General features: G+C 67.8%; 22 protein-coding genes. 14 read left to right on the top strand and 8 right to left on the bottom strand.

Translation table 11 applies throughout. The features are described 5' to 3' along the window. Positions 1–24 precede the first annotated feature (24 nt). The 3 genes from G3W89_RS18630 to G3W89_RS18620 are packed head-to-tail and all read left to right on the top strand — an operon-like array spanning position 25 to position 3,311. Complete coding sequence (locus G3W89_RS18630) at positions 25–1,251, top strand: ABC transporter substrate-binding protein (protein WP_162575571.1); 1,227 nt, start codon at positions 25–27, stop codon at positions 1,249–1,251. A 3-nt stretch (positions 1,252–1,254) separates the two neighbouring features. Beyond that, complete coding sequence (locus G3W89_RS18625; protein ID WP_162575570.1) at positions 1,255–2,061, top strand: SDR family NAD(P)-dependent oxidoreductase; 807 nt, start codon at positions 1,255–1,257, stop codon at positions 2,059–2,061. A 14-nt stretch (positions 2,062–2,075) separates the two neighbouring features. Next, positions 2,076–3,311: a CaiB/BaiF CoA transferase family protein gene (locus tag G3W89_RS18620; protein WP_232076623.1), complete on the top strand. Its 1,236-nt coding sequence runs from the start codon at positions 2,076–2,078 to the stop codon at positions 3,309–3,311. A 53-nt stretch (positions 3,312–3,364) separates the two neighbouring features. On the opposite strand, the gene G3W89_RS18615 is transcribed toward G3W89_RS18620, so the two are convergent. From G3W89_RS18615 to G3W89_RS18600, 4 genes are read right to left on the bottom strand one after another with little or no spacing between them, the layout of a single operon-like run. Beyond that, positions 3,365–4,114 (bottom strand): SDR family oxidoreductase, encoded by a 750-nt coding sequence (locus tag G3W89_RS18615; protein WP_162575568.1) that lies wholly within the window; start codon positions 4,112–4,114, stop codon positions 3,365–3,367. Continuing rightward, positions 4,111–5,181: an amidohydrolase family protein gene (locus tag G3W89_RS18610; protein ID WP_162575567.1), complete on the bottom strand. Its 1,071-nt coding sequence runs from the start codon at positions 5,179–5,181 to the stop codon at positions 4,111–4,113. The genes G3W89_RS18615 and G3W89_RS18610 overlap by 4 nt, the downstream gene beginning before the upstream one ends. 22 nt (positions 5,182–5,203) lie before the next feature. Further along, the gene (locus G3W89_RS18605) at positions 5,204–5,965 is read right to left on the bottom strand and encodes an SDR family oxidoreductase (RefSeq protein WP_162575566.1); all 762 of its coding nucleotides are present in this window, start codon (positions 5,963–5,965) and stop codon (positions 5,204–5,206) included. Between the two features lie 19 nt (positions 5,966–5,984). Beyond that, a complete protein-coding gene (locus G3W89_RS18600) occupies positions 5,985–7,004 on the bottom strand; it encodes a cyclase family protein (RefSeq protein ID WP_162575565.1) in 1,020 nt (339 codons plus the stop codon). A 106-nt stretch (positions 7,005–7,110) separates the two neighbouring features. On the opposite strand from G3W89_RS18600, the gene G3W89_RS18595 reads away from it, so the two are divergent. From G3W89_RS18595 to G3W89_RS18585, 3 genes are read left to right on the top strand one after another with little or no spacing between them, the layout of a single operon-like run. Then, positions 7,111–8,292 (top strand): thiolase C-terminal domain-containing protein, encoded by a 1,182-nt coding sequence (locus tag G3W89_RS18595; protein WP_162575564.1) that lies wholly within the window; start codon positions 7,111–7,113, stop codon positions 8,290–8,292. Further along, complete coding sequence (locus G3W89_RS18590) at positions 8,289–8,747, top strand: Zn-ribbon domain-containing OB-fold protein (RefSeq protein WP_162575563.1); 459 nt, start codon at positions 8,289–8,291, stop codon at positions 8,745–8,747. The genes G3W89_RS18595 and G3W89_RS18590 overlap by 4 nt, the downstream gene beginning before the upstream one ends. Continuing rightward, positions 8,729–9,874, top strand: a complete 1,146-nt coding sequence (locus G3W89_RS18585) for an MFS transporter (protein WP_162575562.1) — start codon at positions 8,729–8,731, stop codon at positions 9,872–9,874. Before G3W89_RS18590 ends, G3W89_RS18585 begins: the two co-directional genes overlap by 19 nt. Before the next feature lie 26 nt (positions 9,875–9,900). Here the strand turns inward: G3W89_RS18585 and G3W89_RS18580 are convergent, their stop codons facing one another. Continuing rightward, a complete protein-coding gene (locus G3W89_RS18580) occupies positions 9,901–11,292 on the bottom strand; it encodes a hypothetical protein (protein ID WP_162575561.1) in 1,392 nt (463 codons plus the stop codon). Between the two features lie 7 nt (positions 11,293–11,299). After that, entirely contained in the window at positions 11,300–12,145 is an 846-nt protein-coding gene (locus tag G3W89_RS18575) for a hypothetical protein (RefSeq protein WP_162575560.1), read from the bottom strand. Positions 12,146–12,332: 187 nt separating this feature from the next. Between G3W89_RS18575 and G3W89_RS18570 the strand changes: the two genes are divergently transcribed. The 8 genes from G3W89_RS18570 to G3W89_RS18535 all read left to right on the top strand — a co-directional run bounded on the left by G3W89_RS18570 (position 12,333) and on the right by G3W89_RS18535 (position 22,055). Beyond that, positions 12,333–13,565 carry an amidohydrolase family protein gene (locus G3W89_RS18570; RefSeq protein WP_162575559.1) on the top strand — a complete coding sequence of 411 codons (1,233 nt, stop codon included), beginning with the start codon at positions 12,333–12,335 and terminating at the stop codon, positions 13,563–13,565. A gap of 18 nt (positions 13,566–13,583) precedes the next feature. Then, positions 13,584–13,985 carry a cupin domain-containing protein gene (locus tag G3W89_RS18565; protein WP_162575558.1) on the top strand — a complete coding sequence of 134 codons (402 nt, stop codon included), beginning with the start codon at positions 13,584–13,586 and terminating at the stop codon, positions 13,983–13,985. Next, positions 13,986–14,666 carry an EthD family reductase gene (locus G3W89_RS18560; RefSeq protein ID WP_162575557.1) on the top strand — a complete coding sequence of 227 codons (681 nt, stop codon included), beginning with the start codon at positions 13,986–13,988 and terminating at the stop codon, positions 14,664–14,666. Positions 14,667–14,736: 70 nt separating this feature from the next. Further along, on the top strand, positions 14,737–15,708 hold the full coding sequence (locus tag G3W89_RS18555) for a Bug family tripartite tricarboxylate transporter substrate binding protein (protein ID WP_162575556.1): 972 nt from the start codon (positions 14,737–14,739) through the stop codon (positions 15,706–15,708). Beyond that, positions 15,705–17,252, top strand: coding sequence for an FAD-dependent oxidoreductase (locus G3W89_RS18550; RefSeq protein ID WP_162575555.1), 1,548 nt, complete (start codon positions 15,705–15,707; stop codon positions 17,250–17,252). The genes G3W89_RS18555 and G3W89_RS18550 overlap by 4 nt, the downstream gene beginning before the upstream one ends. Before the next feature lie 206 nt (positions 17,253–17,458). Continuing rightward, positions 17,459–18,460 (top strand): flavin reductase, encoded by a 1,002-nt coding sequence (locus G3W89_RS18545; protein ID WP_162575554.1) that lies wholly within the window; start codon positions 17,459–17,461, stop codon positions 18,458–18,460. Continuing rightward, positions 18,457–20,229 carry an FAD-dependent oxidoreductase gene (locus G3W89_RS18540; protein WP_162575553.1) on the top strand — a complete coding sequence of 591 codons (1,773 nt, stop codon included), beginning with the start codon at positions 18,457–18,459 and terminating at the stop codon, positions 20,227–20,229. The genes G3W89_RS18545 and G3W89_RS18540 overlap by 4 nt, the downstream gene beginning before the upstream one ends. A gap of 206 nt (positions 20,230–20,435) precedes the next feature. Next, complete coding sequence (locus G3W89_RS18535) at positions 20,436–22,055, top strand: flavin-containing monooxygenase (protein ID WP_162575552.1); 1,620 nt, start codon at positions 20,436–20,438, stop codon at positions 22,053–22,055. Positions 22,056–22,067: 12 nt separating this feature from the next. Here the strand turns inward: G3W89_RS18535 and G3W89_RS18530 are convergent, their stop codons facing one another. Both G3W89_RS18530 and G3W89_RS18525 read right to left on the bottom strand, forming a co-directional pair. Next, a complete protein-coding gene (locus G3W89_RS18530) occupies positions 22,068–22,871 on the bottom strand; it encodes a sugar phosphate isomerase/epimerase family protein (protein ID WP_162575551.1) in 804 nt (267 codons plus the stop codon). Then, positions 22,868–23,704: an IclR family transcriptional regulator gene (locus G3W89_RS18525; RefSeq protein WP_162575550.1), complete on the bottom strand. Its 837-nt coding sequence runs from the start codon at positions 23,702–23,704 to the stop codon at positions 22,868–22,870. Before G3W89_RS18525 ends, G3W89_RS18530 begins: the two co-directional genes overlap by 4 nt. Positions 23,705–23,724: the final 20 nt, after the last annotated feature.

Raw genomic sequence — 23,724 nt, 5'->3', positions numbered from 1 at the left:
CCACAACCCATCCAGGAGACTCCAATGGCCAGCCAGCAATTCCCTTCCCTCGATCGACGCCGGGTCCTGCGCACCGTCGGCGCCGGCGTCGTCGCGCTCGGCACGCCGGGCCTGGTGTTCTCGCAGCAGGGGACGCCGGTGAAGATCGGCAGCCTCCTGCCCCGCCAGGGCCCTTTCGCGCTGCAGGGCGAAGCCACCTCCCTCGGCATCAAGGTCGCGCTGGAGCAGGCCGGCAACAAGGTGATGGGGCGTCCGATCCAGCTGGTTGCCTACGACGAGCCGAACCCGCTCGGCGCGCAGCAGAACATGCAGAAGTTGATTCAGGAGGACAAGGTCGCGGCGGTGATCGGCGGCAGCAACAGCGCGGCCGGCCTGGCGATCGCTTCGGTCGCCGCGCAGGCGAAGACGCCGACCATCATCAGCGCGGCGCTGGCCCGCGAGATCACCGGCAAGAACTGCAACCGCTACGTGTTCCGCAACAACGCGCCGCCGCCCGTCTATGCGAAGCTGCTCGCCAAGCAGATGCTGCCGGTGGGAAAGAAGTGGTACTTCCTCGTGGGCGCCTACGCCTACGGCCAGGAGGCCTACCAGATGCTGAAGGCTGAACTCGTCGCCGCCGGCGGGCAGGACCTCGGAATGGACGCCGCCGCGGTCGGGACCACCGACTTCAGCTCCATCATCCTCAAGATCCGCCAGGCCAGACCCGACCTGGTGATGCTCGGCATCTCGGGCACCGACCTCGCGGCCTTCCTGAAGCAATACAACGAGTTCGGCCTGCGCGGCAAGATCCCGCTCGGGAGCCTCACCGTGGCCGACGAGGAGCTCTGGTCGCAGACCGGCATCTCGGGGGTCATGGGCAAGTACTGGCACTTCAACAATCCGGCGAACGGCCCGGCAGAGAAGATGTTCAACGATGCAGTGATGAAGGAAACCGGCCATCCCGCGTCGGCGAGCTGCGCGCAGGGCTGGGTCTGCACGCGCATGCTGCTGGCCGCCATCGAGAAGGAGAAATCGACCGAGCCGGCCGCCATCGTGCGCGGCCTGGAGACCGTCCGCCCCGAGGGAGTGCCGGGCTACTACCGCGAGTGGGACCACCAGTTCATCACGCGCCTGGTCATGGCGCAGGTACGCGACACCATCAGCGACAAGTACGACCCGGTGCAGGTGCTGAATGCATCGATGCGGATGGCGGATTTCGAGGCGCTGTACGGCACGCGCGAAGAAATCGGCTGCGCAATGGGAGCGGCCTGAAGCATGAAACTGCATGGACAGGTCGCGATCGTCACCGGCGCGGCGCGCGGATTGGGGCGTGCCTACGCGCTGCGTCTCGCGTCGCTGGGCGCCGACGTGGTGATCGGCGACATCGACCTCGACTCCGCGCGCGAGTTCGATGAAGGACTTTCGGCGGCCACGGTGCCCGATGAGATCCGGGCGCTCGGCCGCCGCAGCCTCGGCATTCAAGGCGACCTGACGCAGCGCGCCGCCGCGCGCGAGCTGGCCGCGCGCACGCTGGCCGAGTTCGGACGCATCGACATCCTGGTCAACAACGCGGGTGGCGCCTTCACGCCGGTGGAGCGCAGCACCGCCTCGCAGGTGCCCGACGAAGACACCGCGTTGATGTTTGGCGTGAACTACATGTCGGCGCTCCACTGCTGCCAGGAAGTCGTGCCCGCCATGCGCGAACGCGGCGCGGGCGTGATCGTCAACATCGCGACCATGGCCGCGCTCGATGCGTCGAAGAGTGCGACGCGGCTGGTGCCTTACTCGGTCGCCAAGGCCGCGGTGCTGCAGTACACGCGCTACCTCGCGGCCGAGCTCGGCCCGGATGGCATCCGCGTCAACTGCCTGTCGCCGGGGGGCATGCTCACGGCCCGCATCCGCAAGCAGGCGGAAGGGCGCGGCATGCACACCGAGAAGGAGATGCGGCGCATTCCGCTGCGCCGCTTCGGCGTGGAGGAGGACTGCGCCAACGTGCTGGAATTCCTGGTTACGCCCTTGTCGGGCTATGTGACCGGTCAGTGCATCTCGGTCTGCGGCGGCGCGGTGCTGACGCCCTCCTGATGAAAAAGACGCCCATGACCTCCACTCATCCGTCGATCGGTCCGCTGGCCGGCCTGCGAGTCATCGACTTCACTCATTTCCTCGCCGGGCCGGTCGCCTCGATGATTCTTGCCGACGGCGGTGCCGAGGTCGTCAAGATCGAGGACGCCGTGCGCGGCGACGCGTTCCGCCATTTTCTTCCTCCGGACGAACGGCTCGGCGGCGAGGGCGTCCCTTTCCTCTGGTGCAACCGCAACAAGAAGAGCGTGGCGATCGATCTGAAAAGCGATTCCGGCCGCGACATCGCGCTGCGCCTTGCCGGGGATGCGGATGTGGTCGTCGAGAACTTCTCGGGCCGGGTGATGGAACGGCTGGGCCTGGGATGGGAAACTCTGTCCGCGGCCAACCCTCGCCTCATCTATTGCGCCATCTCGGCTTACGGCCGCGACGGCGAGTTCGCCGACCGGCTCGGCTTCGATCCGGTGACGCAGGCCGAGAGCGGGTTCATGTCGCTTAACGGATTCGAGGACCGCGACGGCGTTCGCACCGGTTCCTCGGTCATGGACATCTCGACCGGCATGATGGCGAGCAACGCCATTCTCTCGGCCGTCATTGCGCGCGAGCGCACCGGTCGGGGGCAGCGAGTGGAGGTTGCGCTCTACGACACCGCCATCACCATGACCGGCTACGTCACCCTGCAGAACCTCTTCAACGGCTGGCAACCCCGGCGCGTGGGCAACGGCAGCGCGGACACGGTGCCTACCGGCGTGTTCCATGCGTCGGACGGCCCCTTCTTCATGGTGTGCGCCAGCACAGTCATCTTCCAGCGCGTGTACAGGGACGTGGCCGGCATGCCCGGGATCGCCGACGATCCGGAGCTGGTGCGCCCTGCAGGCCGCATGGCGCAGCGCGATCGTCTGATCGGCATCCTGGCCGAGCTGTTCGCGTCGGATACCCGCGAACACTGGCTGGCTCGCCTGAGGCAGGCCGGCGTGCCCGCCGGCGCGGTGCGAAGCGTCGAGGAGGCACTGCATTCGCGCGAGACGCTGGCCCGCGGCCTGGTGACGCAGCTGCCCCATCCGACGGCGGGAAGTGTTCCGAACGTCGCCTTTCCGATGCGCTTCTCAGACACACCGGTGGTCGCTCCGGTCGCGGCGCCGCTGCTCGGCGAGCACACCCGGGAAGTGCTGCGCGAGCTGCTCGGCTTCGATGAAGAACAGTGGCGCGAGGCGGCGCGTGACGGCGCATTCGGCCCGGCCCACCCGGGCTGAATCAGCCTGCCTCGTCCGTTCGCACCGAACCCAGGTCGTAGTCGCTTGCGCGCTCAGGGCATGAAAGTGCCACCGTTCACATCGAATACGGCGCCGGTGACGAAGGACGAGGCGTCCGATGCGAGGAAGGCGACCACCGAGGCGATTTCCTCCGGTTCACCGTAGCGGCCGAGCGGCACGCTGCGGGTGAAGGCGGCCCGCACCTCGGGCGAAGACCCCGCGGTCATCGCGCTCACGATGGGCCCGGGCGCGACGCAGTTGGCGGTGATGCGGTCCGGCGCACCCTCGAGGGCGGCGATGCGCGTGAAGCCGATCATCCCGGCCTTGGTGGCCGCGTAGTGCGCGCTGGCCACGGGCGAGGCTGTGCGCCCGCCGCGCGACGAGATGTTGATGATGCGGCCCCATTTCTTCCTGCGCATGAGCGGCAGCGCGAGCTGGCAGAACAGGAAGGGCGCGGTGAGGTTGACGGCCAGCACCTCCTGCCATTGCGCGGAGGGAATCTGCTCGATCGCGAACTTGCCGCCGTCCTTCTTCGGATGGATGCCCGCGTTGTTGACCAGGATGTCGCAGCGGCCGTGCGCCTGCTCGACGGCCTGCATGGCGCGGCGGATCTGCGCCTCGTCCGCCACGTCGGCGACGATGGCCATCGTCCGGCCGTCGAGTCCGACTGCGATCCGCTCGACATCGGCCGAGCGGTCGAGCATCACGGTGGTGATGCCGCCCTTCGCGAACTGCGTGGCGATGGCAAGTCCGATCCCGCTGGCGGCGCCGGTGACGAGCGCAATGCGTTCCTGCGTGCTCATGGCGCGGCCTTCGTCAGGGCTTGCGGCAGGCGATATGCACGCACGGCGCTGCCGGCGAACAGGTCGGTCTTCTCGTCTTCGGAGAAGCCTTCGGCCAGGCGTTTGAAGGCGTTCCACAGCACCCGATACGTGCAGCAGGACTTGTCGACCGGAAAGTTGCTCTCGAACATCGCGCGCGATGGGCCGAAGGCTTCGATGCAGGTCTGCACGTACGGGCTCCAGGCCTCGGCCAGTTCTTCGGATGTGGGCGGCAGCGGGCGCTCATGGAAGTCGAAGCCGCCCAGGCGCATGCCGATCCCGCCGAGCTTCACGCTCACGTTCGGCCGCTCGGCCAGGGCCTGGATCGAAGCTTTCCATTCCCTGAACACGTCGTCGTGCCGTCCGGCATAGGGGCCGAGGCCGGCTCGACCGCCCAGGTGGTTCAGCACCACCGGCGTGGCCGGCACCGCATCGACGAGTTCGATCAGCTGCGGCAGTTGCGGGTGGTACACCCAGGCGTCGAAGCTGAGGCCCATGCGGCCGAGCACGGCGTAGCCTTCGCGGAATTTCGCGTCCTGCAGCAGGTCCTTCGGCGGCGGGCGCAAGAGCGTGCTGACCTCCGGGCTCGTGTCCCACGCGGCCATTTGCCGGATGCCGCGAAAGCGATCCGGCGCGCGCGCGGCGCAGGCCTGGAGCACTTCCTCCGCGAACCCTCCGAGCGTCAGGTCGACCTTGCCCACGATGCCGGCGCAGGCGCGCACCGGACCGTAGACGCCGCTTGCGCTCATCGCTGCGATGCCGTTGACGAACTCCACCTCGCCGACGCAGGCGAATCGCGCGTCGCCGTCGGCGCGGTACATCGAGCTGCACTCCACGAACACCGTGCCGCGGACGTGGTGGCCGGTGTCCAGGTCGGCCAGGAGCTCAGGCAGCAGGTAGCGGTGGTGCGGCCGGTCCCACAGGTGGTGGTGCGGATCGACGATGGGGCGTTCGGGCTCCAGCACCGGCTCGTCGCGCAGCGCGAGCCAGTCGTCGTCGATGAAGTGATGCGGCGGCGCGCCGCGCTTCTTCGCGTTGTCGTTGCTCATGAAGGTTTCCTCGCGTCCGGTCTCAGCACATGAAGGTGCCGCCATTCACATCGATCACTGTGCCGGTCAGGTAGCCCGAGTCCTCGGAGACGAGGAACTCCACCACGTGGCCGATCTCGTCGGGCGTGCCGATGCGGCCGACCGGAATTCGGCCTACCAGCATGGCGCGTTGCGCGTCGCTGCCCTGGTTCGTCATCGGCGATTCGATGCGGCCCGGCGCGATGCAGTTGGCGGTGATGCCGTCGGCCGCGACCTCGGACGCGATGATGCGCGTCATGCCGATCATCCCGGCCTTGGCGGCCGCATAGTGGATACCTGCCGTGTCGACCAGCGTGCGGCCGGCGCGCGAGGACATGTTGACGATGCGGCCCCATTTCTGCCGGCGCATCAGCGGCGCGACCTCGCGGCAGAGCACGAAGGCCGCCGTGAGATTGACGTTGATGACTTCGTTCCACTGCGCCGTGGTCATCTTCAGGAAGCTGTTGCGCTCGCCGTCGATCTTCGGGTGGATGCCGGCGTTGTTCACCAGGACGTCGAAGCGGCCGTGCTCCGCATCGACCTGCGCCACCATCTTCCTCACGGCCGCCTCGTCTGCGATATCGAGCACCATGGCCTGCGCCTCCAGGCCCAGGCCGCGCAGCGCGGCGGCCGCGTCCTCCACATGGCTCGCGCGATCGATCGCGATCACCCGGTAGCCGGCGCGCGCCAGGCGCTGCGCGATGCCCAGTCCCAGGCCGCCGGCTGCGCCGGTGACGGCGGCCACGCGTTGTTGCTTGCTGTCCATATCGAATGCTCCTCGGGGTTCAGACGGTGCCGACCGGCATCGGAGGCGAGCCGACCAGGCCCGGCAGCCGCAACGGCGGCGCGGTCAGGAGAAAACGGCTGCGGCCGCGCGCGCGCAGCCACGGCCCGAGCTCGCCGAAGTACCAGATCTCGCCGAGGAAGATGCCGAGCTTGAAGATGCAGTGCGCGTGCAGCGGCATCATCGAATGCTTGGGCCCGCCACCGGCCGATGCCGCGCTGCCCACCGCCTCGACGCCCAGGTTGTCGGCGCAGATCGCGACCAGGCCGCTGTCCGTGATCCAGTTGAGCAGGGCAGGGTCCTTGCCGTCCAGCACCGCGCAGGATTTCTTGAGGCGGTCGAAATCGGGCTTCTTGTTCATCCCGAGCACGAGGTCGGCCCAGCCGGTGTAGAGGCACATGAAATCGCCGGGCTCGACGGTGGCCTGCTGCCTTTCAAGGGCGCGCATCAGGCCGTCATAGCCGACTTGCGCCGGCTCCTCGCCGTAGATCACGGCCAGGTCGACCATCACGCCGCGGCCCTGTACGGCGGTCTCCGCCAGCGACTCCATGCCGAGTTTCTTCGCGAACGGGCCGCCTTCCTGGTCGGCGCCGAGCACGTGCTCGCCGCCGCGCCAGCCGTTGTAGTAGACGACTTCAGGCTTGCCGTCATCGTCGGCGTCGAACTCCTGGCCCCAGTGGGCGAGCGCATCCCATTGCGTCGAGTACTGGGTCCAGATCGTCACCGCGTCGTCCGACACGACGTCGAAGAGCGAGCGGTTCTGGCATGAGAAGCAGAAGTTGTAGCTCAGCTCGCCGGTGGCGCGTCGCGTCGCCTCGATGCGCGGCGCGCGCCTGCTCGGCACCAGGTCGCCGCCGCCGGGATAGTCCAGCGGCAGGCTCAGTGGGAAGGCCAGGCCTTCGGTCACCTCGCGCACCGCGGCGAGGCGCCGCGCGGGGGTGATGAGGTTCATCCGACCGACCTGGTCGTCGGCGCCGAAGTCGCCCCAGTTGGAGCCCTCCGGCCTGTTCTTCCATCGCATGGCGTGTCTCCTTTGCATCGAAGTATAGGCATCGTGCTAGTATTGGTCCATCCATTTAAAGAACTGATATTTAGATGCTAGCGAAGGCATACCAAGAGGACACGGCATGACGGATCGTTCATTGCGCGGGCGCGTTGCCATCGTCGGCATCGGCGAGACCACCTACTACAAGCACAGCCAGTCGCCCGACGCCGAGTTCAAGCTCGCGCTCAAGGCCGTGCTGGCCGCCTCGAAGGACGCCGGCATCGACCCGCGCGACATCGACGGCTTCGCCTCCTATTCCAACGACCGTACCGACCCGTCGCGCCTGTCTGCGGCGCTGGGCACGAAGCAGCTGCGCTCGACCACCATGCAGTGGGGCGGCGGCGGCGGCGGGAACTGCGGTGCGGTCGCCAACGGGGCCGCGGCGATTGCCTCGGGCCTGGCCGATTGCGTCGTCGCCTTTCGCGCGCTGGCGCAGGGCGAATTCGGCCGCTTCGGCAAGGCGCCCACCGCGTCGACCATCGCGGGCGACATGGCCTACCAGGCGCCCTATGGCGTGCTCTCGCCGGGGCAGAAGTTCGCGATGAAGGCGCGGCGCTTCATGCACGAGCACGGGGTGAAGCAGGAGGCGCTGCGTGCCATCGCCATGGCCTCCTATCACCATGCGCAGTCGAACCCGCGCGCCGTGATGTACGGCAAGCCGCTGACCGAAGCAAAGTACGACGACTCGCGCTGGATCGTCGAGCCCTTCCATCTGTTCGACTGCTGCATGGAGAACGACGGCGCCGCCGCCGTGATCATGGTGCCGGCCGAGCGCGCGAAGGATTTTCCGAACAAGCCGGTCTACATCCTCGGCGCGGCCACCGGCTCGGACCATCGCGTGGGCGCAAATGCGCACAACCAGCCGAACTATGCGAGCTCGAGCTTCTCGACCGTGGCGCCGAACATGTACCGCATGGCTGGCATGGGGCCGAAAGACGTGGGCGTGGTGCAAAGCTACGAGAACTTCACCGGCGGCGTACTGATGGCCCTGGCCGAGCACGGCTTCTTCGAGCCCGATGAGGCCAACGACTTCCTCAGGCTCGAGAACCTGCTGGCGCCGGGCGGCAAGCTGCCGCTCAACACCAGCGGGGGCAACCTCGCCGAGTGCTACATGCACGGCTTCGAGCTGGTGCTCGAAGCCGTGCGCCAGGTGCGCGGCACGTCCACCGCGCAAGCGCCGCGCAACGATGTGGCGCTGGTGATCGGCGGGCCGATGGTCACGCCGGTGAGCAATCTACTCTTGGGATCGGAGGCCACGCTATGAGTGCTGCTGCGACGAACGAGTCATACCTTCCGGCCGGCCTGCCGATTCCGGTACCCGAGGCGGACGGCCTGTCGGCGCCGTTCTGGAACGGCCTGCGCGACCACCGGGTGATGGTGCAGCACTGCAAGGCCTGCGGCACTTTCCAGCATGGTCCCGAATGGATCTGCCACCACTGCCGCGCCTTCGACCCCCCGTTCGAGGACGTGGCGCCGCGCGCGCGCATCTTCAGCTGGGAGCGCGCCTGGCATCCGGTGCACGCCTGCCTCGATGGGCACGGCCCGTACGTGGTCGTCGTGGTCGAGCTGACCGGCGCGCCCGGCGTGCGCATGCTGGGCAACTTGCTGGGCGATCCGATGGCGGAGGTCGTCATCGGTGCCGAAGTCGAAGGCGTGTTCGAGCACCATCCGCAGGCGAGTCCGCCCTTCACGCTCCTGCAGTGGCGCTGCGTGAAGTAGGGATTCCCCACCGGCTGATCGCGCTGCTGGTGCTGGGCCATGTGGCCTTCACCGGCAGCCGCTTCACGCTGACCCTGCATGCGGTCGCGCTGCATGCGTCGCCCTTCGCCATCGGGCTGCTGATGGGTCTCATCATGGTGCTGCCGATGCTGCTGGCGGTGCGCGTCGGCCGTTGGTGCGATCGCACCGGCTACGCGCGCCCGACGGCGATCGGCTTCACCATGCTCGCGGCCTCGGGCCTCGTCGCAGGACTGGTGCCGACGATGCCGGGCCTCTATGTCGCAAGCGTTCTGACCGGCTCTGGCTACATGCTGGCCCATGTCGCGATGAACAACGCGATTGGCCAGGCTTCGCCGGCGTCGCTGCTGACGCAGTCCTTCTCCTGGCTGACGATGGGCTTCTCGCTGTCCGGCATCGTCGGACCCTTGGTCGCCGGCTTCCTGATCGACCATCTGGGACACCCCGCTGCGTTCCTGTTCCTGCCGGGTTTCACCGTCGCCGGGCTGTTGCTGCTGGCGATGGCGCACAGCCATCACTCGATCGCGCCGCGCGGGGCGCCTGCCGCGTCTGAGAGCGTGCGCGACCTGGTACTGAATGATCCGCTGCGTACGGTGTTCATCGTCACCGGCGTGCTGTCGATGGGCTGGGACCTCTTCATGTTCCTCGCCCCGCTGCACGCCGTGCGCTCGGGCCTGAGCGCCACCGGGGCGAGCCTGGTCATGGGCGCCTATGGCGTCGGCACCTTCGCGATCCGTCTCGCGCTGCCCCGGCTCACGCGCGACGCCAGCCTGTGGCGCACCCTCAGCGCGGCGATGTTCATGACCGCGATCTGCTACGTGCTGTTCCCGCTGGCGGCCACGCTGCCACTGCTGCTGCTCGCCGCCTTCGCGATGGGCCTCGCGCTCGGCTGCGGCCAGCCGATGGCGATGAGCCTGCTCTATGTCACCGTGCCCGCGTCGCGTGCCGGCGAAGCGGTGGGCGTGCGATCGACCATCACCAGCGCAAGCCAGACGGTGCTGCCGCTGGTGTTCGGCGGGCTCGGCTCGGCGCTGGGCGTGGCGGCGGTGTTCTGGATCGGCGCCCTGGTGATGGCATGGGGCGGCACCTTCGCCAACCGGAGGCGGTAGCGGTGAATGCCTCGGGCCTGTTAACACTATTCCAGGGTCAGCGCGGAGCCGATGCCGAGCGTCAATGCCGCAAGAGCCAGGCACATGAGCGCGAACACGTGGTTGACCCGAACGGTGACGGCATAGATGGAGAAGCCGGAGTAGCGGCTGGTCATGAGCGCCATCATGGAGAAGGGCGTCGAACAGGCGGCAATGGCCCAGCCGGCCAGGATCGCGGCGAGGTGCGGCACGGGCGCGAGGTGCAGCACGCCGGGCGGAAGGGACGAGGCCACGAGCACGGCGGAAAGAACGGGATGCACGGCCAGTAAAGCCAGGCAAATGATCGTCAGCATCAGGGCGAGGCATCCGAGCACGGGCGAATGCGACAGCGCGCCGCCGATCGTCCCCGTCCATGCCGCCGGAATGGCACTTGCGATGATCGTGCCGCCGCAGCCGGCAACCATGAAGAGCGCAACTTCGCCGGCCAGCGCGGGCAGGGCGATCACGTCCGTACGGAGCAGGAAGAAGGCCTGCGCGAGACGCTGGCGGCCCGTGGCCTGCACGCGGTGCAGGGCCAGCACGACCGGTGGGATCAGGATCACGATCGCGCCGACCACGGCGATGTGCAGCGCCTGTGCCAGCAGCATCACGCCGCCGAGAAAGCCGGCCATCGCCGCGATCATCGGCAGCAGCGCGCGGTGGAGCGCCGTGCCCGGTCGCATCGCGGGCGCCGGCGCGCTGCGGCCGCGCAGCCGCCACAGGTCGAGCCCGGTGCCGACGAGGACGGCGCCGGCCGCCAGGCCCAGCGTCAATGGGACGATGGTGAACCAGCTGAGGCCCGGGTAGAGCGCGATCAGGATCGTCAGGTTGCTGACCATCGGGCTCCACAGCGTCGCGGCGGCGAAGCTGCGGTTGATCGCGGCGAACATCGCCAGTCGGTCTTCTTCCACGGCGAACTCGCCGCGTGCGGCCATCTGCAGCAGCAGGGTGACGCCGGCCATTCCCAGGAGGCCGCCGAACAGCTGGCTCGCCACCGAGAACCACGCGTAGCGGCTGCGCATGCCGCTTGCCAGCAGGTGCTGGGCGACGACGCGCGTGTGCGGGCTGCCGAGCGCAGCGCGCGCCAGCAGCGACACCGAGGACACCAGCGACACCATCAGGCCGCCGATGGCGACGCCTTTCGCCAGGCTTGCGAGCGGCGCCGTCGAGAAAGGCAGCATCAGCAGGCTCACCGTGCCCACCGCGAGCGACACGCGGCGGATGCTGGGCGGGATGCGCCGGTGCTCCAGCAACAGAAACAAGGCCGCCGCGGCGCCCGTGACCCACACCGCGCCGGACTGCGGCCAGAAGAGATGGGCGAGCGTTCCGAGCGCCATCACGAGGAGGCAGGCGGGACCCGGCCAGGCCCGGGGTCCTGCCGCCGCGATCGATTCGCTCATGGAGCGGTCAATCCAACAGGCGCAAGGCTGCTTCCTTCGCGCTCTGGCCGACCTGCACGCCCTTGTCGCGGGCGAGCTTGTTGGCCGCGCTGATGACGCCATCGAAGTAGGTGCTTTGGCCGTCGCCCATCCGGGCGGTGAGGGCGCTGACCGACGCGCCGGGAATGCCGTCGGCTTCGACGGCTTCCAGCGCGCTCAGGCCCGAGTTGTTCTTGCCGACGCCGCCGTCCGAGCAGATGAAGGCCCAGGGCCGGTAGTCGCGGAAGTAGCCGATCACGCTGCGCCCCGTATGACCGGCGGTGCACAGCACGTTGCGCTCCCTGTCCTCGGGCAGGGCGTACGCGATGGAGTCGGTACACACGATGCTGCGTCCATTCGCGGCGGTATGGATCAGGCGCCGGCGGGTCGGCTCGAATACGGCCGGCTTCTTCTCCCCGGTCAGGAGGTATTGCGCGGCGTCGCGCGTGCGCATGCCCGGCTCGATGCCCAATGCCTGGGCCGCATCGTTGACGCGGCTCACGATGCCGTTGTCGTAGAGGTCCGAGCCGTTGCCCATCTCGGCGGTCATCACGTCGACCGCGGCGGATGGAACGGCCAGCGCCTCGTAGTACCAGAGGCCGGCGATGCCGGCACCGTCCTTGCCGATGGCACAGTCCAGGCCGATCACGGCGCGCGGCCTGGCCGACATCACCATGCGCGCGCACAGCACGCCGGAGTAGGAAGCATTGACCACCAGGTCGCCGGTGGTCTGCGGCGCCTCGGCCACGTAGCCCTCGACATAGGTGGCCGAGTCGAAGACGAGGATGCGGCCGTGCGGGCTCTGGACGATTCGGGGGGCGTGGCTCGATGCCATGGGTGACCTTTGCATGAAGAAAGAAATGGAACGCCCGCTTGGATGGACCACAAAACATAATGGTAAAGCCATTTGCCCAAAGAGGCGCGAGGAGCACCCGGCCAGGGTGTTGACAACGCGTTTTTGTCAGCTAGAATGGTAATACCATTTACACCCGCGGGTTCCCCATCCGCATCGAGAGGACCACATGACCGAAATCGTCGTCAACGAGCAGAACGAATGGCGCCTGAATACGCCGGGGGCCGAGGGCTGGGAGAAATCCCCGCGCCCCGGCGCGCGGAACAAGTACCTGATGATCTCGGCCGACACCCACGCCAATGAGCCGGGCAATCTATGGGCCGAGCGCATCGACGCCAAGTACAAGGACCGGCTGCCGAAGATGTGGATCGACGACAAGGGGATTCAGTGGCGCAAGATGGAAGCCTCCGAGCAGCCCGACCGCCTCGTGCTGGCGCGTCTCGAAGGTGAAGACCTGGCGCGCTCCAAGGCCGGGGCCACCGCGACCGAGAAGGGCCCCTCGGTGGAGCAGCGCCTGAAGGACTTGGAGATGGACGGCATCGATGGCGAAATCATCTTCCCGGGCAAGGGCCTGGGCATGTGGTACACGTTCGACCCCGCGTTCGCCCATGCCCAGTGCGAGGTCTACAACACCTGGGCCTGGGAGACCTTCGGTGCCCACGTCGACCGGCTGTCGCCCGCGGCCGCCCTGGCGACGGGCGACCTGCCCGCAACGCTCAAGGAGGTCGAGCGCTGCCTGAAGCTGGGCTTCCGCCACTTCACGCTGCCTTGCAAGCCCCTGTTCGGCCCGCCCAAGACCAACGAGCTCAACTACAACAAGGTCGACTTCGATCCGATGTGGGCGATGTTCTGCGAAGCCGACGTGCCGGTCAGCTTCCACGTCTCCACCGGCAAGGACCCGCGCACGACGCGCGGCCTGGGCGGTGCGGTGGTCAACTACGTGGTGCATTCGCTGTCGCCCACGCTGGAGCCGCTGGTCAACATCTGCGCTTCCGGCGTCGGCGAGCGGTTCCCCGAGCTGAAGTTCGGCAGCGTTGAGGCCGGCATCGGCTGGCTGCCCTGGATGCTCGACGCGATGGACGAGGCGTATCTGAAGCACCACTTCTGGGTCAAGCCCAAGCTGAAGGCGCTGCCCAGCGACTACTTCCGCGCCAAGGGCTTCGCCACCTTCGGCGAAGACCGGCCGGGCCTCGCGCTGATCGAGGAGTACGGCCTGCAGGACAACTTCATGTGGGCCAACGACTATCCGCACCACGAGGGCACCTGGCCGCACTCGGCCGAAGCCATCGAACGCCAGATGGGCAAGCTCGGGGAGGCGACACGCGCCAAGGTGCTGGGCGAGAACGCGGCGAAGGTCTTCGGCTTCAAGGAAGCGGTCGAGCGCCACAAAGCCAAGGCCTGAGCCCGGCGGAAGCCCAGCATGACCGCGTTCACGCCCTTTCATCCGCAGCACGACGGACTGGCCGATGACGATTCGCGCTACGTCGACGTCGCGAGCATTCCGTGGAAGCCCACGCCCACGCCCGGCATCGACATGAAGATCCTGATGCAGGACGAGGCAAGCGGGCTGCTCACCGCGCTGTTCCGCTGGGAGCCCGGCACCCAGCTGCCGCTGCACGAGCACGTCGAGATCGAGCAGACCTACGTGCTCAAGGGCAGCATCGTCGACGAAGAAGGCGAAGTGCGCGCCGGCGGCTACGTCTGGCGCCCGAAGGGCAACCGCCACCTCGCGCGTTCGCCCAACGGGGCGCTGGTGCTGTCCTTCTTCCTGAAGCCGAACAAGTTCCTCGAGGGCGATCACGCCGGCAAGGAGCTCAAGTAAATGATCTATCGCTGCGGCCTCTTCAATCGCCGTCCCGGACTGGACGATGCAGGTTTCCATGCGCATTGGCGCAACGTTCACGGGCCGCTGGCGGCGAAGCTGCCCGGTATGGGGACCTACCGCCAGAACCACATCCTGGAGCGCATCTACGAAATGCCCGATTCGCCGGTGCAGGCGATCGACGGCATCTCGCAGCTCTCGTTCGACAGCGTGGCGCACATGGAGCGCTCCGACGCATCGGCCGAGTACCAGGCGTGCAAGGAAGACATCCCCAAGTTCCAGGGCGGCATCACGATCCTGGTCATCGAGCCCGATGAAGTCGTCGCCCGGGATGGCAGCAGGGGCGGGGTCAAGGTGATCTGGGTATCGACCCGCCGTCCTGGCGAGCGCAGCGAGGGCCTGCGTCTGCGCTGGCTTGCCGCGAATCGCGACGCAGGCCGCGACCTGCCGGGCGTGCGCGGATACATGCAGAACTTCGTCACCGATCGCGGCCACCCGGTCGCTGCCGGCGTCCCGTCGGGCGACGCCGCCGGCGCGGAGGCAGTGTCTGAACTCTGGTTCGACGATGCTGCGAGCGCGCGGGCCGCGGTGCAAAGCGATGCAGGCAAGCGCCTGCTGCATGGCGACCCGATGCTTGCACCCGTGGGCATCTACCTGGTCGAAGAGATCCACGTCGTCTGAGCTGCCGCAGCGCGGCGCCGTGCGCGTGCCATTCGTTGTTCATCCATAGATAGAAAGAGACGAGTTTTCCATGAATTGCTTCAGACGTGCCCTCCTGGCGTTCGCTGCCGCCGCCCTTGCTGTCGGTCCGGCTCTTGCCCAGGGCGACTTTCCCAGCAAGCCCATCAAGATCATCGTGCCGTACCCGGCCGGCGGGCTGTCGGACTTCCAGGTCCGCGCGATCTCGGAGCCGCTCGGCAAGCTGCTCGGCCAGCCGATCATCGTGGACAACCGGCCCGGCGCTTCCGCCGGCATCGGCACCCAGGCCGCAGCTGCTTCCGCCCCGGACGGCTACACGCTGGTCTTCGTCAACAACGGCTTCGTCATCACGCCGCTGGTCAACAGGCAGGCCAACTACGATCCGGTCAAGAATTTCGCGCCGATCTCGGTGGTTTCGACTTCGCCGATGGTGCTGGTGGTCAACGAAGCCGTGCCGGCGAAAGACGTGCGCAGCTTCATCGACTACGCCAAGGTCCAGCCGGGCGGACTCGACTACGGCTCGGCGGGAACGGCGTCGTTCGGCCACATGGCGACCGCCATGTTCTCGCAACAGACCGGGCTGAAGATGAACCACGTGCCCTACAAGGGCGAAGCCCCGATGAGCCTGGCGCTGCGTACCGGCGAGGTGAAGGCGCTGATCACGACGCCGTCGCCCTCGATCATGGGCGCGGTCAAGGAGGGCAAGCTCAAGCTGCTGGCGGTCGCATCGGGCAAGCCTGCACCGCTGATGCCGGGCGTCAAGCAGATCTCGGAGACCGTGCCCGGCTTCACGGCCGAAGTCTGGTTCGGGCTCTTCGCGCCGAAGGGTACGCCGCCGGCCATCGTCAACAAGCTCAATGCGGCGCTCGTCCAGGTGCTGGCGATGCCCGAAATCAAGGAAAAGTACGCGGGCGTCGGCGCCACCGCGGAAAGCAATTCGCCCGCGGCCTACGCCAAGATGGTTCGCGACGAGTCCGCGCGCTGGGCCGACCTGATCCAGAAGACCGGGATCAAGGCCGAGTGAAGCTGGCCTTCGACGTCGTCGTCGTCGGTGGAGGCGCCTCGGGGTTGAGCGCCGGCATCGAGGCGGCGGCTGCGGGGGCGCGCACGGTGGTGCTCGAGAAGAACGCGCAGCCGGGCGGCAGCAGCCGGCTGTCGGTCGGCTCGATCAACGCCGCCGGATCGAGCCTGCAGAAGCGCGCGGGCATCGTCGATACGCCCGACGAGCATTTCGCGGACATGGACCACTACATGGGTGCGTTCGCCTCGCGCGAGAACCTGGCGCTGCGCAGGCTCCTGGTCGACAACGCGGCAGGCACCCTCGACTGGTTGATGTCGCTCGGCCTCAGTTTCCACGGGCCGACGGCGGACCCGCCGCACCGCCACCCGCGGATGCACAACGTGCTGCCGAACTCGCGCGCCTATCCCTACTACCTCGGCCGAGAGGCGAGACGCCGCGGCGTCGATCTGCGGCTCGGCGCGCGCGTGCTCCGGCTGCTGCGAGACGAGGACGGCGGCGTGCGTGGCGTGCAAGCCATGCTGGATGGCCGGGCGGTCGAGATCGAGGCGCGCAGGGGCGTGATCCTCGCTGCCGGCGACTACAGCAACAGCCGCGAGTTGAAGCAACGTTTTCGCCCAGAGCTGGCCGCCATTCCGGGCGTGAATCCGACGGCCACCGGCGACGGGCACCAGATGGCCGAAGCCTTCGGCGCGCGGTTGCTCAACGGTGAGGTCATCTACGGGCCGGGGCTTCGTTTCGCGGAGCCCGCGCGGCCGAACTTCGTGCGCCGCTTGCCGCCGTCATGGCTCTTGGGCAAGTTGATGCAGCTCGCGCTGGACCATTTGCCGGTGGCGCTTTTCCGGCCCTTCGTGATGTCCTTCATGACGGCATCGCTCGGGCCGGAAGCAGCGCTCCTGCGCGCCGGGGCCGTACTGGTCAATGCGGATGGCAAGCGCTTCGCCGACGAGCTGGCGCAACCCGGCCTGGCCATCTCGCAGCAGCCCGGCGGCCGAGCGTGGCTCGTGTTCGACGACCGCGTGGCGCGAATGTTCTCAGGGCCGCCGCACCATGTCTCGACGGCGCCCGGCGTGGCCTTCGCCTACCTGCCGGACTACAGACGGCATCGCAAGGATCTCTACCACTGCGCCGGCGAACTCGGCGCGTTGGCTCGCAGCGTGGGAATGGCGCCCGATACGCTCCGGGCGAGCATCGGCCAGCACAATGCGGCGCTCGCCGACGGTGCGGCTGCGAACCGCGGGCCCGTGGTGCAGGCGCCGTTCCATGCGCTGGGCCCGCTGGAAAGTCGCATCGTGATCACCGACGGCGGCCTGGCGGTCAATGCCTCCCACCAGGTGCTCGATGAAGAGGGCGCCGTGATCCCGAGGCTCTACGCTGCCGGCGCCGTGGGGCAGGGCGGAGCGCTCCTGGCCGGCAACGGCCATCACCTCTGTTGGGCCGTGACTTCGGGCCGGCGCGCCGGCCGCTTCGCGGCAGACGAATCGCCGCCGCAGCAGCAGGACGGAAGCTTCAGGCCTTCTGGCGCTCGTTCCACAAGTCCAGGTACTTGACTTCGAGACGTTGAAGAAACTCGTCATGTCGAGCACGGCGGCGTCCGCGTCGCGCGCGCGCAGGTGCTTCGTTGCTCATCTTCGCCACCACGGGGCCGTCCGTTTCACTGTCCGCGAGCGCTTTCAGTTGTTAGGTCGGTTTGACCAGAAGTCGTATTTCAACTACATTGGTAAGACCATTGACGATACGGAATCCAGGAGCCGTCATGCCCACACCCATTCCCCAGGCCGCAGCCGCCGAGGCGCCGGCAGCCGATGCCTTCGATGTCCGGGCGTTTCGCAATGCCCTGGGCAGTTCCCCGACCGGAGTGGCCATCATCACGACCACCGGCGCCGACGGCACTCCGGTCGGGCTGACCTGCAATTCCTTCAGCTCGGTGTCGCTCGACCCGCCGCTGGTGTCCTGGGGCCTGCGCGTCAACAGCAAGAGTCTGGAGGCCTTCCGCCAATCCAAGGCCTTCGCGATCAACATCCTGGCCGAAGACCAGAAGGATCTGTCGGGGCGCTTCGCGAGCAGCAGCATCGTCGACAAGTTCGAGGGCGTTGCATGGCGGCGCGGCCTGCAGCAGCTGCCGGTGATCGAAGAATGCGTGGCGACCTTCGAGTGCACCAAGTTTGCCGAGCACCTGGCGGGCGACCATGTGTTGTTCCTGGGCCAGGTGGCGAAGTTCGACCATGGCCGCCACGAGGACTCGCTGGTGTTCTACAAGGGCGCCTACATGATGCTGACCCAGTCGCTGCGCGAACTGGCGGCGCGCGGGCGGATGGACCCGAAGAACCTCGATCAGGCCCGGCGCCTGGTCAACTGCATGCTGCTGCGACTGGCCTGCGAGAACGGACAGCAGCAGGACTTCGACGCCATCGAGCGCAACATCCTCGAGATCGAGGGCTATACCGACCCGGTCGATCGGGAGAAGCGGGCCGAGGCCAGCCTCGAGTTCTTCCGCCTGATTACCAAGGCCGCCCACAACGAGGTACTGGTCGTCGTGTCCGACACGCTGACGAATATCCTGCGGCAGGTGCTGAAGGCCGAGTCGTTGCTCAAATACCGTCCGGAGCTGGTGCCGGTGCGCAAGAAGATCCTGGGCCATCTGCGCGAGCGCAACGCCGACGAGGCGGAGCTGGAAATGACCTGCTACTTCGACGAGATGCGCCGCGGCGCGGCGGCCATTGCAGCCGCCGCATCCGCAGCTCGAGGAACCCCATGACCGCAGCTTCCACTACATCCATCACTCCGGCGTCCGAATGTGACGTGCTGGTCATCGGCGCGGGCGCCGGCGGCCTGTCGACAGCCATCACCGCGCGCAAGAACGGACTCGACGTCATCGTGGTCGAGAAGGCGCCCGTTTTCGGCGGCACCACGGCCTTCTCGGGCGGCGTGCTGTGGATACCGCGCAGCCCGCACGCGAAGAAGAGCGGCATCCAGGACAGCCGCGAAGCCGTCATGCGCTACATGCGCGTCGAGACGGGCGCCTTCTTCGATGCACCCGCAGTCGATGCATTCGTGGACCGCGGTCCCGAGATGGTCGAGTTCTTCGAACGCGAGACCGAGGTCAAGTTCATTCCGACCTTGTATCCGGACTACCACCCCGACGCCGACGGCGGCGTGGACATCGGCCGCTCGATCCTCGCCGCGCCGTACGACATCCGCGGACTCGGCGACGACATGGCGCGCCTGCGGCCGCCGCTCAAGACCATCACGTTCATCGGCATGATGTTCAACTCGTCGAACGCCGATCTCAAGCATTTCTTCAAGGCGACCAAGTCGCTGAAGTCGGCCGCGTACGTGGCGAAGCGGCTGGTCAACCACCTCAAGGAACTGCTGCTGTACCGGCGCGGCGTGCAGGTCACCAGCGGCAACGCATTGGCGGCACGGCTCGCGAAGTCTGCGCTCGACCTGAACATCCCGATCCATACCCGCACCTGCGCGAAGGAACTGCTGGTGGAGAACGGCCGGGTGGTCGGGGTGGTCGTCGAAGGCGAGGGCGGTCCGCAGCGTATCCGCGCGCGCAAGGCCGTCGTGCTGGCGGCCGGCGGCTTTGCGCACGACGTCGCACGCATCGCGAAGGCATATCCACATCTGCAGCGAGGCGGGGAACACTTTTCGCCGGTGCCGGTCGAGAACACCGGCGACGGCGCGCGGCTGGCGGAGCAGGTGGGGGGCTCGGTGCCGATCCGCTATGCGGCCGCGGCGGCCTGGATGCCCACGTCCAAGGTGCCGCTGGGCAACGGCCGCTTCGGCGCCTTCCCGCATCTGCTGGACCGCTACAAGCCCGGCATCATCGGCGTCACGAGGCGCGGCAGGCGTTTCACCAACGAGTCCAACTCCTATCACGACGTCGGCGCCGCGATGATCGAGGCCTGCAAGGACGAGCGCGAGACCGCGATGTGGCTCGTCTGCGACCAGGCCACGATCAGCAAGTACGGCCTGGGCTACGCCAAGCCGGCACCGATGCCGCTCGCGCCCTTCGTGCGCAACGGCTACCTGAACAAGGGCGACACGCTGGCCGAGCTCGCGCGCGCAGCGGGCATCGACGCGGCTGCGCTCGAGGACACCGTGCGCAAGTACAACGAATCGGCAGCGCGCGGCGAAGACCCGGAATTCGGCCGCGGCAGCACCTCTTTCAACCGCTATCTCGCCGACCCCGAGCACAAGCCCAACCCTTGCGTGGCACCGATCGCCAAGGGGCCGTTCTACGCGCTCAAGGTCGTGATGGGCGACCTCGGCAGCTTCGACGGCATCCGCACCGACGTGGTGGGCCGCGTGCTTGCCGGTGACGGCCATCCGATCCCCGGCCTTTACGCCGCCGGCAACGATCGTGCCAGCGTCATGGGCGGCAACTATCCGGGCGCCGGCATCACGCTGGGGCCCATCATGACCTTCGGCTACCTGACCGCGCGACACATCGCCGGCCTCGAGCCGGAACCTCTGCAGCAAGAAAGCGTGAAGGAAAAGGCCCATGCGGTTCCCGCCTAGGAACCTCGTCGATCACCGCATCTACACCATCAAGCCGCGGAAGATGCCGGAGTTCCTCGAGGTCTTCGCGATGACGAATTCGACAGCCTTCCGGTCCGAGACGATCCGCCTGGAGATGCGCGGCGCTGCTGCGTGGGTCCACAATACAAGGGTCTTACCATTAATACTCTGACGTCAGTGTGCCCCGGATTGGAGAAGGACGAGACATGAGCAGCAGCATTTCACCCTCCGCCGAGCTCGATGCGGTCGTCGTCGGAGCCGGGTTCGCCGGGATCTACCAGCTCTACAGCCTGCGCCGCATCGGCATGAGCGTGCGCGTGCTCGAAGCCGGCGCCGGCATCGGCGGCACCTGGTTCTGGAACCGCTATCCCGGCGCGCGTTGCGACGTCGAGAGCCTGGACTATTCTTACTCGTTCAGCGACGAGCTGCAGCAGGAGTGGGACTGGACCGAGCGCTACGCGACGCAGCCGGAGATCCTGCGCTACATCAACCACGTGGCCGACCGCTTCGACCTTTGGCGCGACATCCAGGTCGACACGCGCGTCGCCTCGGCGCATTTCGACGAGGCGGCCGGCCGCTGGAACGTCGTCACCGAGAAGGGCGAGCGCTTCTCGGCACGCTACTGCATCATGGCTACCGGCTGCCTGTCGATCCCGCAGGCGCCGAAGTTTCCCGGTCTCGACAGCTTCAAGGGCCGCTGGCACCACAGCGCCGACTGGCCGACGGAGGGGGTGAATTTCAAGGGACTGCGCGTGGGCCTCATCGGCACCGGCTCCAGCGGCGTGCAGATGGCGCCGATCATTGCCGAGACGGCGCGGCAGCTGACCGTTTTCCAGCGTACCGCCAACTTCAGCGTGCCCTCGCAGAACGAGCCCCTTTCGCCAGAGGTGCTGGCCGAGGTCAAGCGCCACTACGGGGAGCGTCGCGCCCGCGCGCTCGAGACCGCGACCGGCCACTTCCTGATCGCCAACGACAAGTCGGCCATGGAGGTCTCGGAAGAGGAGCGCCGCACGGAGTTCGAATTCCGCTGGAGAGGGGCGGGCGGCGGCTTCCGAATGCTGCGCGCTTTCAACGATCTGCTGCTGAACAAGCAGTCCAACGAAGCTGCGGCCGACTTCGTGCGCGGCAAGATCCGCTCGATCGTCCACGACCCGGCAACGGCCGCGCTGCTGTGCCCGAAGAGCGACCTGCCTTTCGGCACCAAGCGGCTGTGCGTGGATACCGACTACTACGAGACCTTCAATCGCCCCAACGTGTCGCTGGTGGACGTGAAGGCCGACCCGATCGTCGAGGCGACGCCGGGCGGCCTGCGCACCGGCTCACGCGAATATCCGCTCGACATGATCGTTCTCGCCACCGGCTTCGACGCCATGACCGGTGCGCTGAGCTCGATCGACGTGCGCGGGCGGGGCGGCGCCAGCTTGCGCGACAAGTGGGAGCATGGCCCGCGCACCTACCTCGGCCTCGCGGTGGCGGGCTTTCCCAACATGTTCATCCTGGCCGGGCCGGGCAGCCCTTCGGTGCTGAGCAACATGGTTCACTCGATCGAGTTGCACGTCGACTGGCTGACAGCCTGCCTGCAGCAACTGCGCGCGAGCGGCAAATCGGTCATCGAGGCCGACAAGGCGGCCGAGGACCAGTGGGTCGTGCACGTCAACGAGATCGCGGACAAGACGCTCTATCCGACGGCGAATTCCTGGTACATGGGTGCAAACATCCCGGGCAAGCCACGCGTCTTCATGCCCTACGTGGCCGGCGTCCCGGCCTACCGCAAGATCGTCAACGAGGTCGCGGCCAAGGGCTACGAAGGCTTCGCCACGGCCTGAGCGGCCAAAGGCTCATTCGAGGGTGGCTTGCGCTCCCTCGATCGCCTTGCGCGCCCAGGCTGCGTAGCCCATTGCCGGCGCGCGCGTCTCGCTCGGCACCTCGATGCTGATCGGCAGGCCGGCCGGCAGCCGCGCAAAGAGGCCGGCCAGGCCGATCGCTCCTTCACCGGGGAGCATGCGCTCGCAGCGGGCCGCATGGATCAGGCCCTCGACGCTGTCGGGACCGGGCATCGGGCCGTCGCAGATCTGGCCGTAGTGCAGCCACTGCGGCGACAGCGCCGACACGTCGTCGAGGCTGCTGCCGCAGCGCGCGAAGTGCAGCGCGTCGACCAGCACGCCGCCGTTCGGCCGTGCCGCGCCGCCGACGATGCGCGCGGCGGCCTGCACATCGGGGACCTGCGTCCAGGGCATGAATTCGAGATCGGCCGTCAGGCCGTAGGGCTGCGCCGCGTCGCACAGTGCCGCGAAGGACGCGGTCAGCCGCAAAGGATCGGGATCGTCGCCTGCCACGAGGATGTGGCGGGCCTTCAACTTCGCGCCGACCTCGAGGAAGCGCCGGTAGGCGTGCACGTCGAAGTCGGCGTTGATGCGCAGCACCTCGAGGTCGAGGATCTCGACGCCGGTCGCCTCCATGCGCGCGAGGGTTTCGCGCAGCATCGCCGGGTTGTCCATCAGCGGGTAATGCAGTCCACCGGGCGTGGTCGGCAGCAGGCGGATGCCCGCGGCCGCGCAGCCGGTGTCGGCGGCGAGCTGCACCATCTCGGGCGGCGAGAAGGGCAGCGCTATGAGTTGCGCGAGCGAGTAGCGATGCTTCATGCCGAATCCAGCGCGGCCGGCTCGTGCGAAGACGACGCGTAGGCGCGGTCGAAGAGCGGTGATGCCTGGCTCGCGGCTGCGATATCGGCGGCCGCAGCGAGCAGGGCGGGCACCAGGCCGCGCATCTTCTTGTCCGTCAGCCGTGCGGAGGGTCCGGAGATCGCGATCACGCCCACGGCGCCTACGCCTCCTGCGCTCGTGCCCGTTCGGACGATGGGCGCCGAGACCGCAGACAGCCCGCGCGCATACGACTCGGACGCGATTGCAAAGCCCTGCCTGCCGGCTTGGCGCACCGCCTTCACGACCGCGCTCATCGAGGTCGGAGCGTTGGGGCCGAAGCGATCCGGCTTGCCGATGCCCTGCCTCGCGACCAGCGCGATCGCGTCGTCCTCGTCCAGCGTGGACAGCCAGGCGAACCCGCTGGCGGTGCAGGACAGCTGCGCGTCGATGCCCATGTCGGGGTCGTAGCGAAGCCCGCTGCGTGCGCCCTGCGACAGCGCGACCCAGGTGAGGTGGTCGACGTCGACCACGCCGAGGCGCACTAGTTCGCCGCTCGATTCGGCGAGCCGGTCGAGCACTGGCTGGCACAGGTCGACCACGCCGGAGTGCTTGAGGTAGTTGAGGCCCAGCGACACCAGCTTGGTGGTGAGCACGTAGTCGCCGCGCCTGCGGGACTGGCGCACGTACCCGTTGTCGGCCAGCTCGGCGAGCAGCCGATGCGCGGCGCTGCGCGGCATGCCGAGCTCGTCGGCCAGCACCGCGACCGGGACGCCGCCGACGTCGGCCGCAAGCCGTTCGAGGATCGCCAGGGTTCGCTCCATCACGCCCGACATGCAGGGCCTCCTTGGAAAAA

It is taken from the genome of Variovorax sp. PBL-H6 (assembly GCF_901827155.1).
Taxonomy (GTDB): domain Bacteria; phylum Pseudomonadota; class Gammaproteobacteria; order Burkholderiales; family Burkholderiaceae_C; genus Variovorax.
The sequence above is the reverse complement of the archived record's forward strand: the minus strand, read 5'-3'. Positions and strand labels throughout refer to the sequence as shown.

Coding starts and splice junctions, on each gene's coding strand:
- G3W89_RS18595 (WP_162575564.1), top strand. CDS start 7,111: ATGACGGATCGTTCATTGCGCGGGCGCGTTGCCATCGTCGGCATCGGC.
- G3W89_RS18540 (WP_162575553.1), top strand. CDS start 18,457: ATGACCGCAGCTTCCACTACATCCATCACTCCGGCGTCCGAATGTGAC.
- G3W89_RS18525 (WP_162575550.1), bottom strand. CDS start 23,704: ATGTCGGGCGTGATGGAGCGAACCCTGGCGATCCTCGAACGGCTTGCG.
- G3W89_RS18605 (WP_162575566.1), bottom strand. CDS start 5,965: ATGGACAGCAAGCAACAACGCGTGGCCGCCGTCACCGGCGCAGCCGGC.
- G3W89_RS18615 (WP_162575568.1), bottom strand. CDS start 4,114: ATGAGCACGCAGGAACGCATTGCGCTCGTCACCGGCGCCGCCAGCGGG.
- G3W89_RS18630 (WP_162575571.1), top strand. CDS start 25: ATGGCCAGCCAGCAATTCCCTTCCCTCGATCGACGCCGGGTCCTGCGC.
- G3W89_RS18555 (WP_162575556.1), top strand. CDS start 14,737: ATGAATTGCTTCAGACGTGCCCTCCTGGCGTTCGCTGCCGCCGCCCTT.
- G3W89_RS18535 (WP_162575552.1), top strand. CDS start 20,436: ATGAGCAGCAGCATTTCACCCTCCGCCGAGCTCGATGCGGTCGTCGTC.
- G3W89_RS18580 (WP_162575561.1), bottom strand. CDS start 11,292: ATGAGCGAATCGATCGCGGCGGCAGGACCCCGGGCCTGGCCGGGTCCC.
- G3W89_RS18575 (WP_162575560.1), bottom strand. CDS start 12,145: ATGGCATCGAGCCACGCCCCCCGAATCGTCCAGAGCCCGCACGGCCGC.
- G3W89_RS18565 (WP_162575558.1), top strand. CDS start 13,584: ATGACCGCGTTCACGCCCTTTCATCCGCAGCACGACGGACTGGCCGAT.
- G3W89_RS18570 (WP_162575559.1), top strand. CDS start 12,333: ATGACCGAAATCGTCGTCAACGAGCAGAACGAATGGCGCCTGAATACG.
- G3W89_RS18590 (WP_162575563.1), top strand. CDS start 8,289: ATGAGTGCTGCTGCGACGAACGAGTCATACCTTCCGGCCGGCCTGCCG.
- G3W89_RS18560 (WP_162575557.1), top strand. CDS start 13,986: ATGATCTATCGCTGCGGCCTCTTCAATCGCCGTCCCGGACTGGACGAT.
- G3W89_RS18600 (WP_162575565.1), bottom strand. CDS start 7,004: ATGCGATGGAAGAACAGGCCGGAGGGCTCCAACTGGGGCGACTTCGGC.
- G3W89_RS18610 (WP_162575567.1), bottom strand. CDS start 5,181: ATGAGCAACGACAACGCGAAGAAGCGCGGCGCGCCGCCGCATCACTTC.
- G3W89_RS18625 (WP_162575570.1), top strand. CDS start 1,255: ATGAAACTGCATGGACAGGTCGCGATCGTCACCGGCGCGGCGCGCGGA.
- G3W89_RS18620 (WP_232076623.1), top strand. CDS start 2,076: ATGACCTCCACTCATCCGTCGATCGGTCCGCTGGCCGGCCTGCGAGTC.
- G3W89_RS18530 (WP_162575551.1), bottom strand. CDS start 22,871: ATGAAGCATCGCTACTCGCTCGCGCAACTCATAGCGCTGCCCTTCTCG.
- G3W89_RS18545 (WP_162575554.1), top strand. CDS start 17,459: ATGCCCACACCCATTCCCCAGGCCGCAGCCGCCGAGGCGCCGGCAGCC.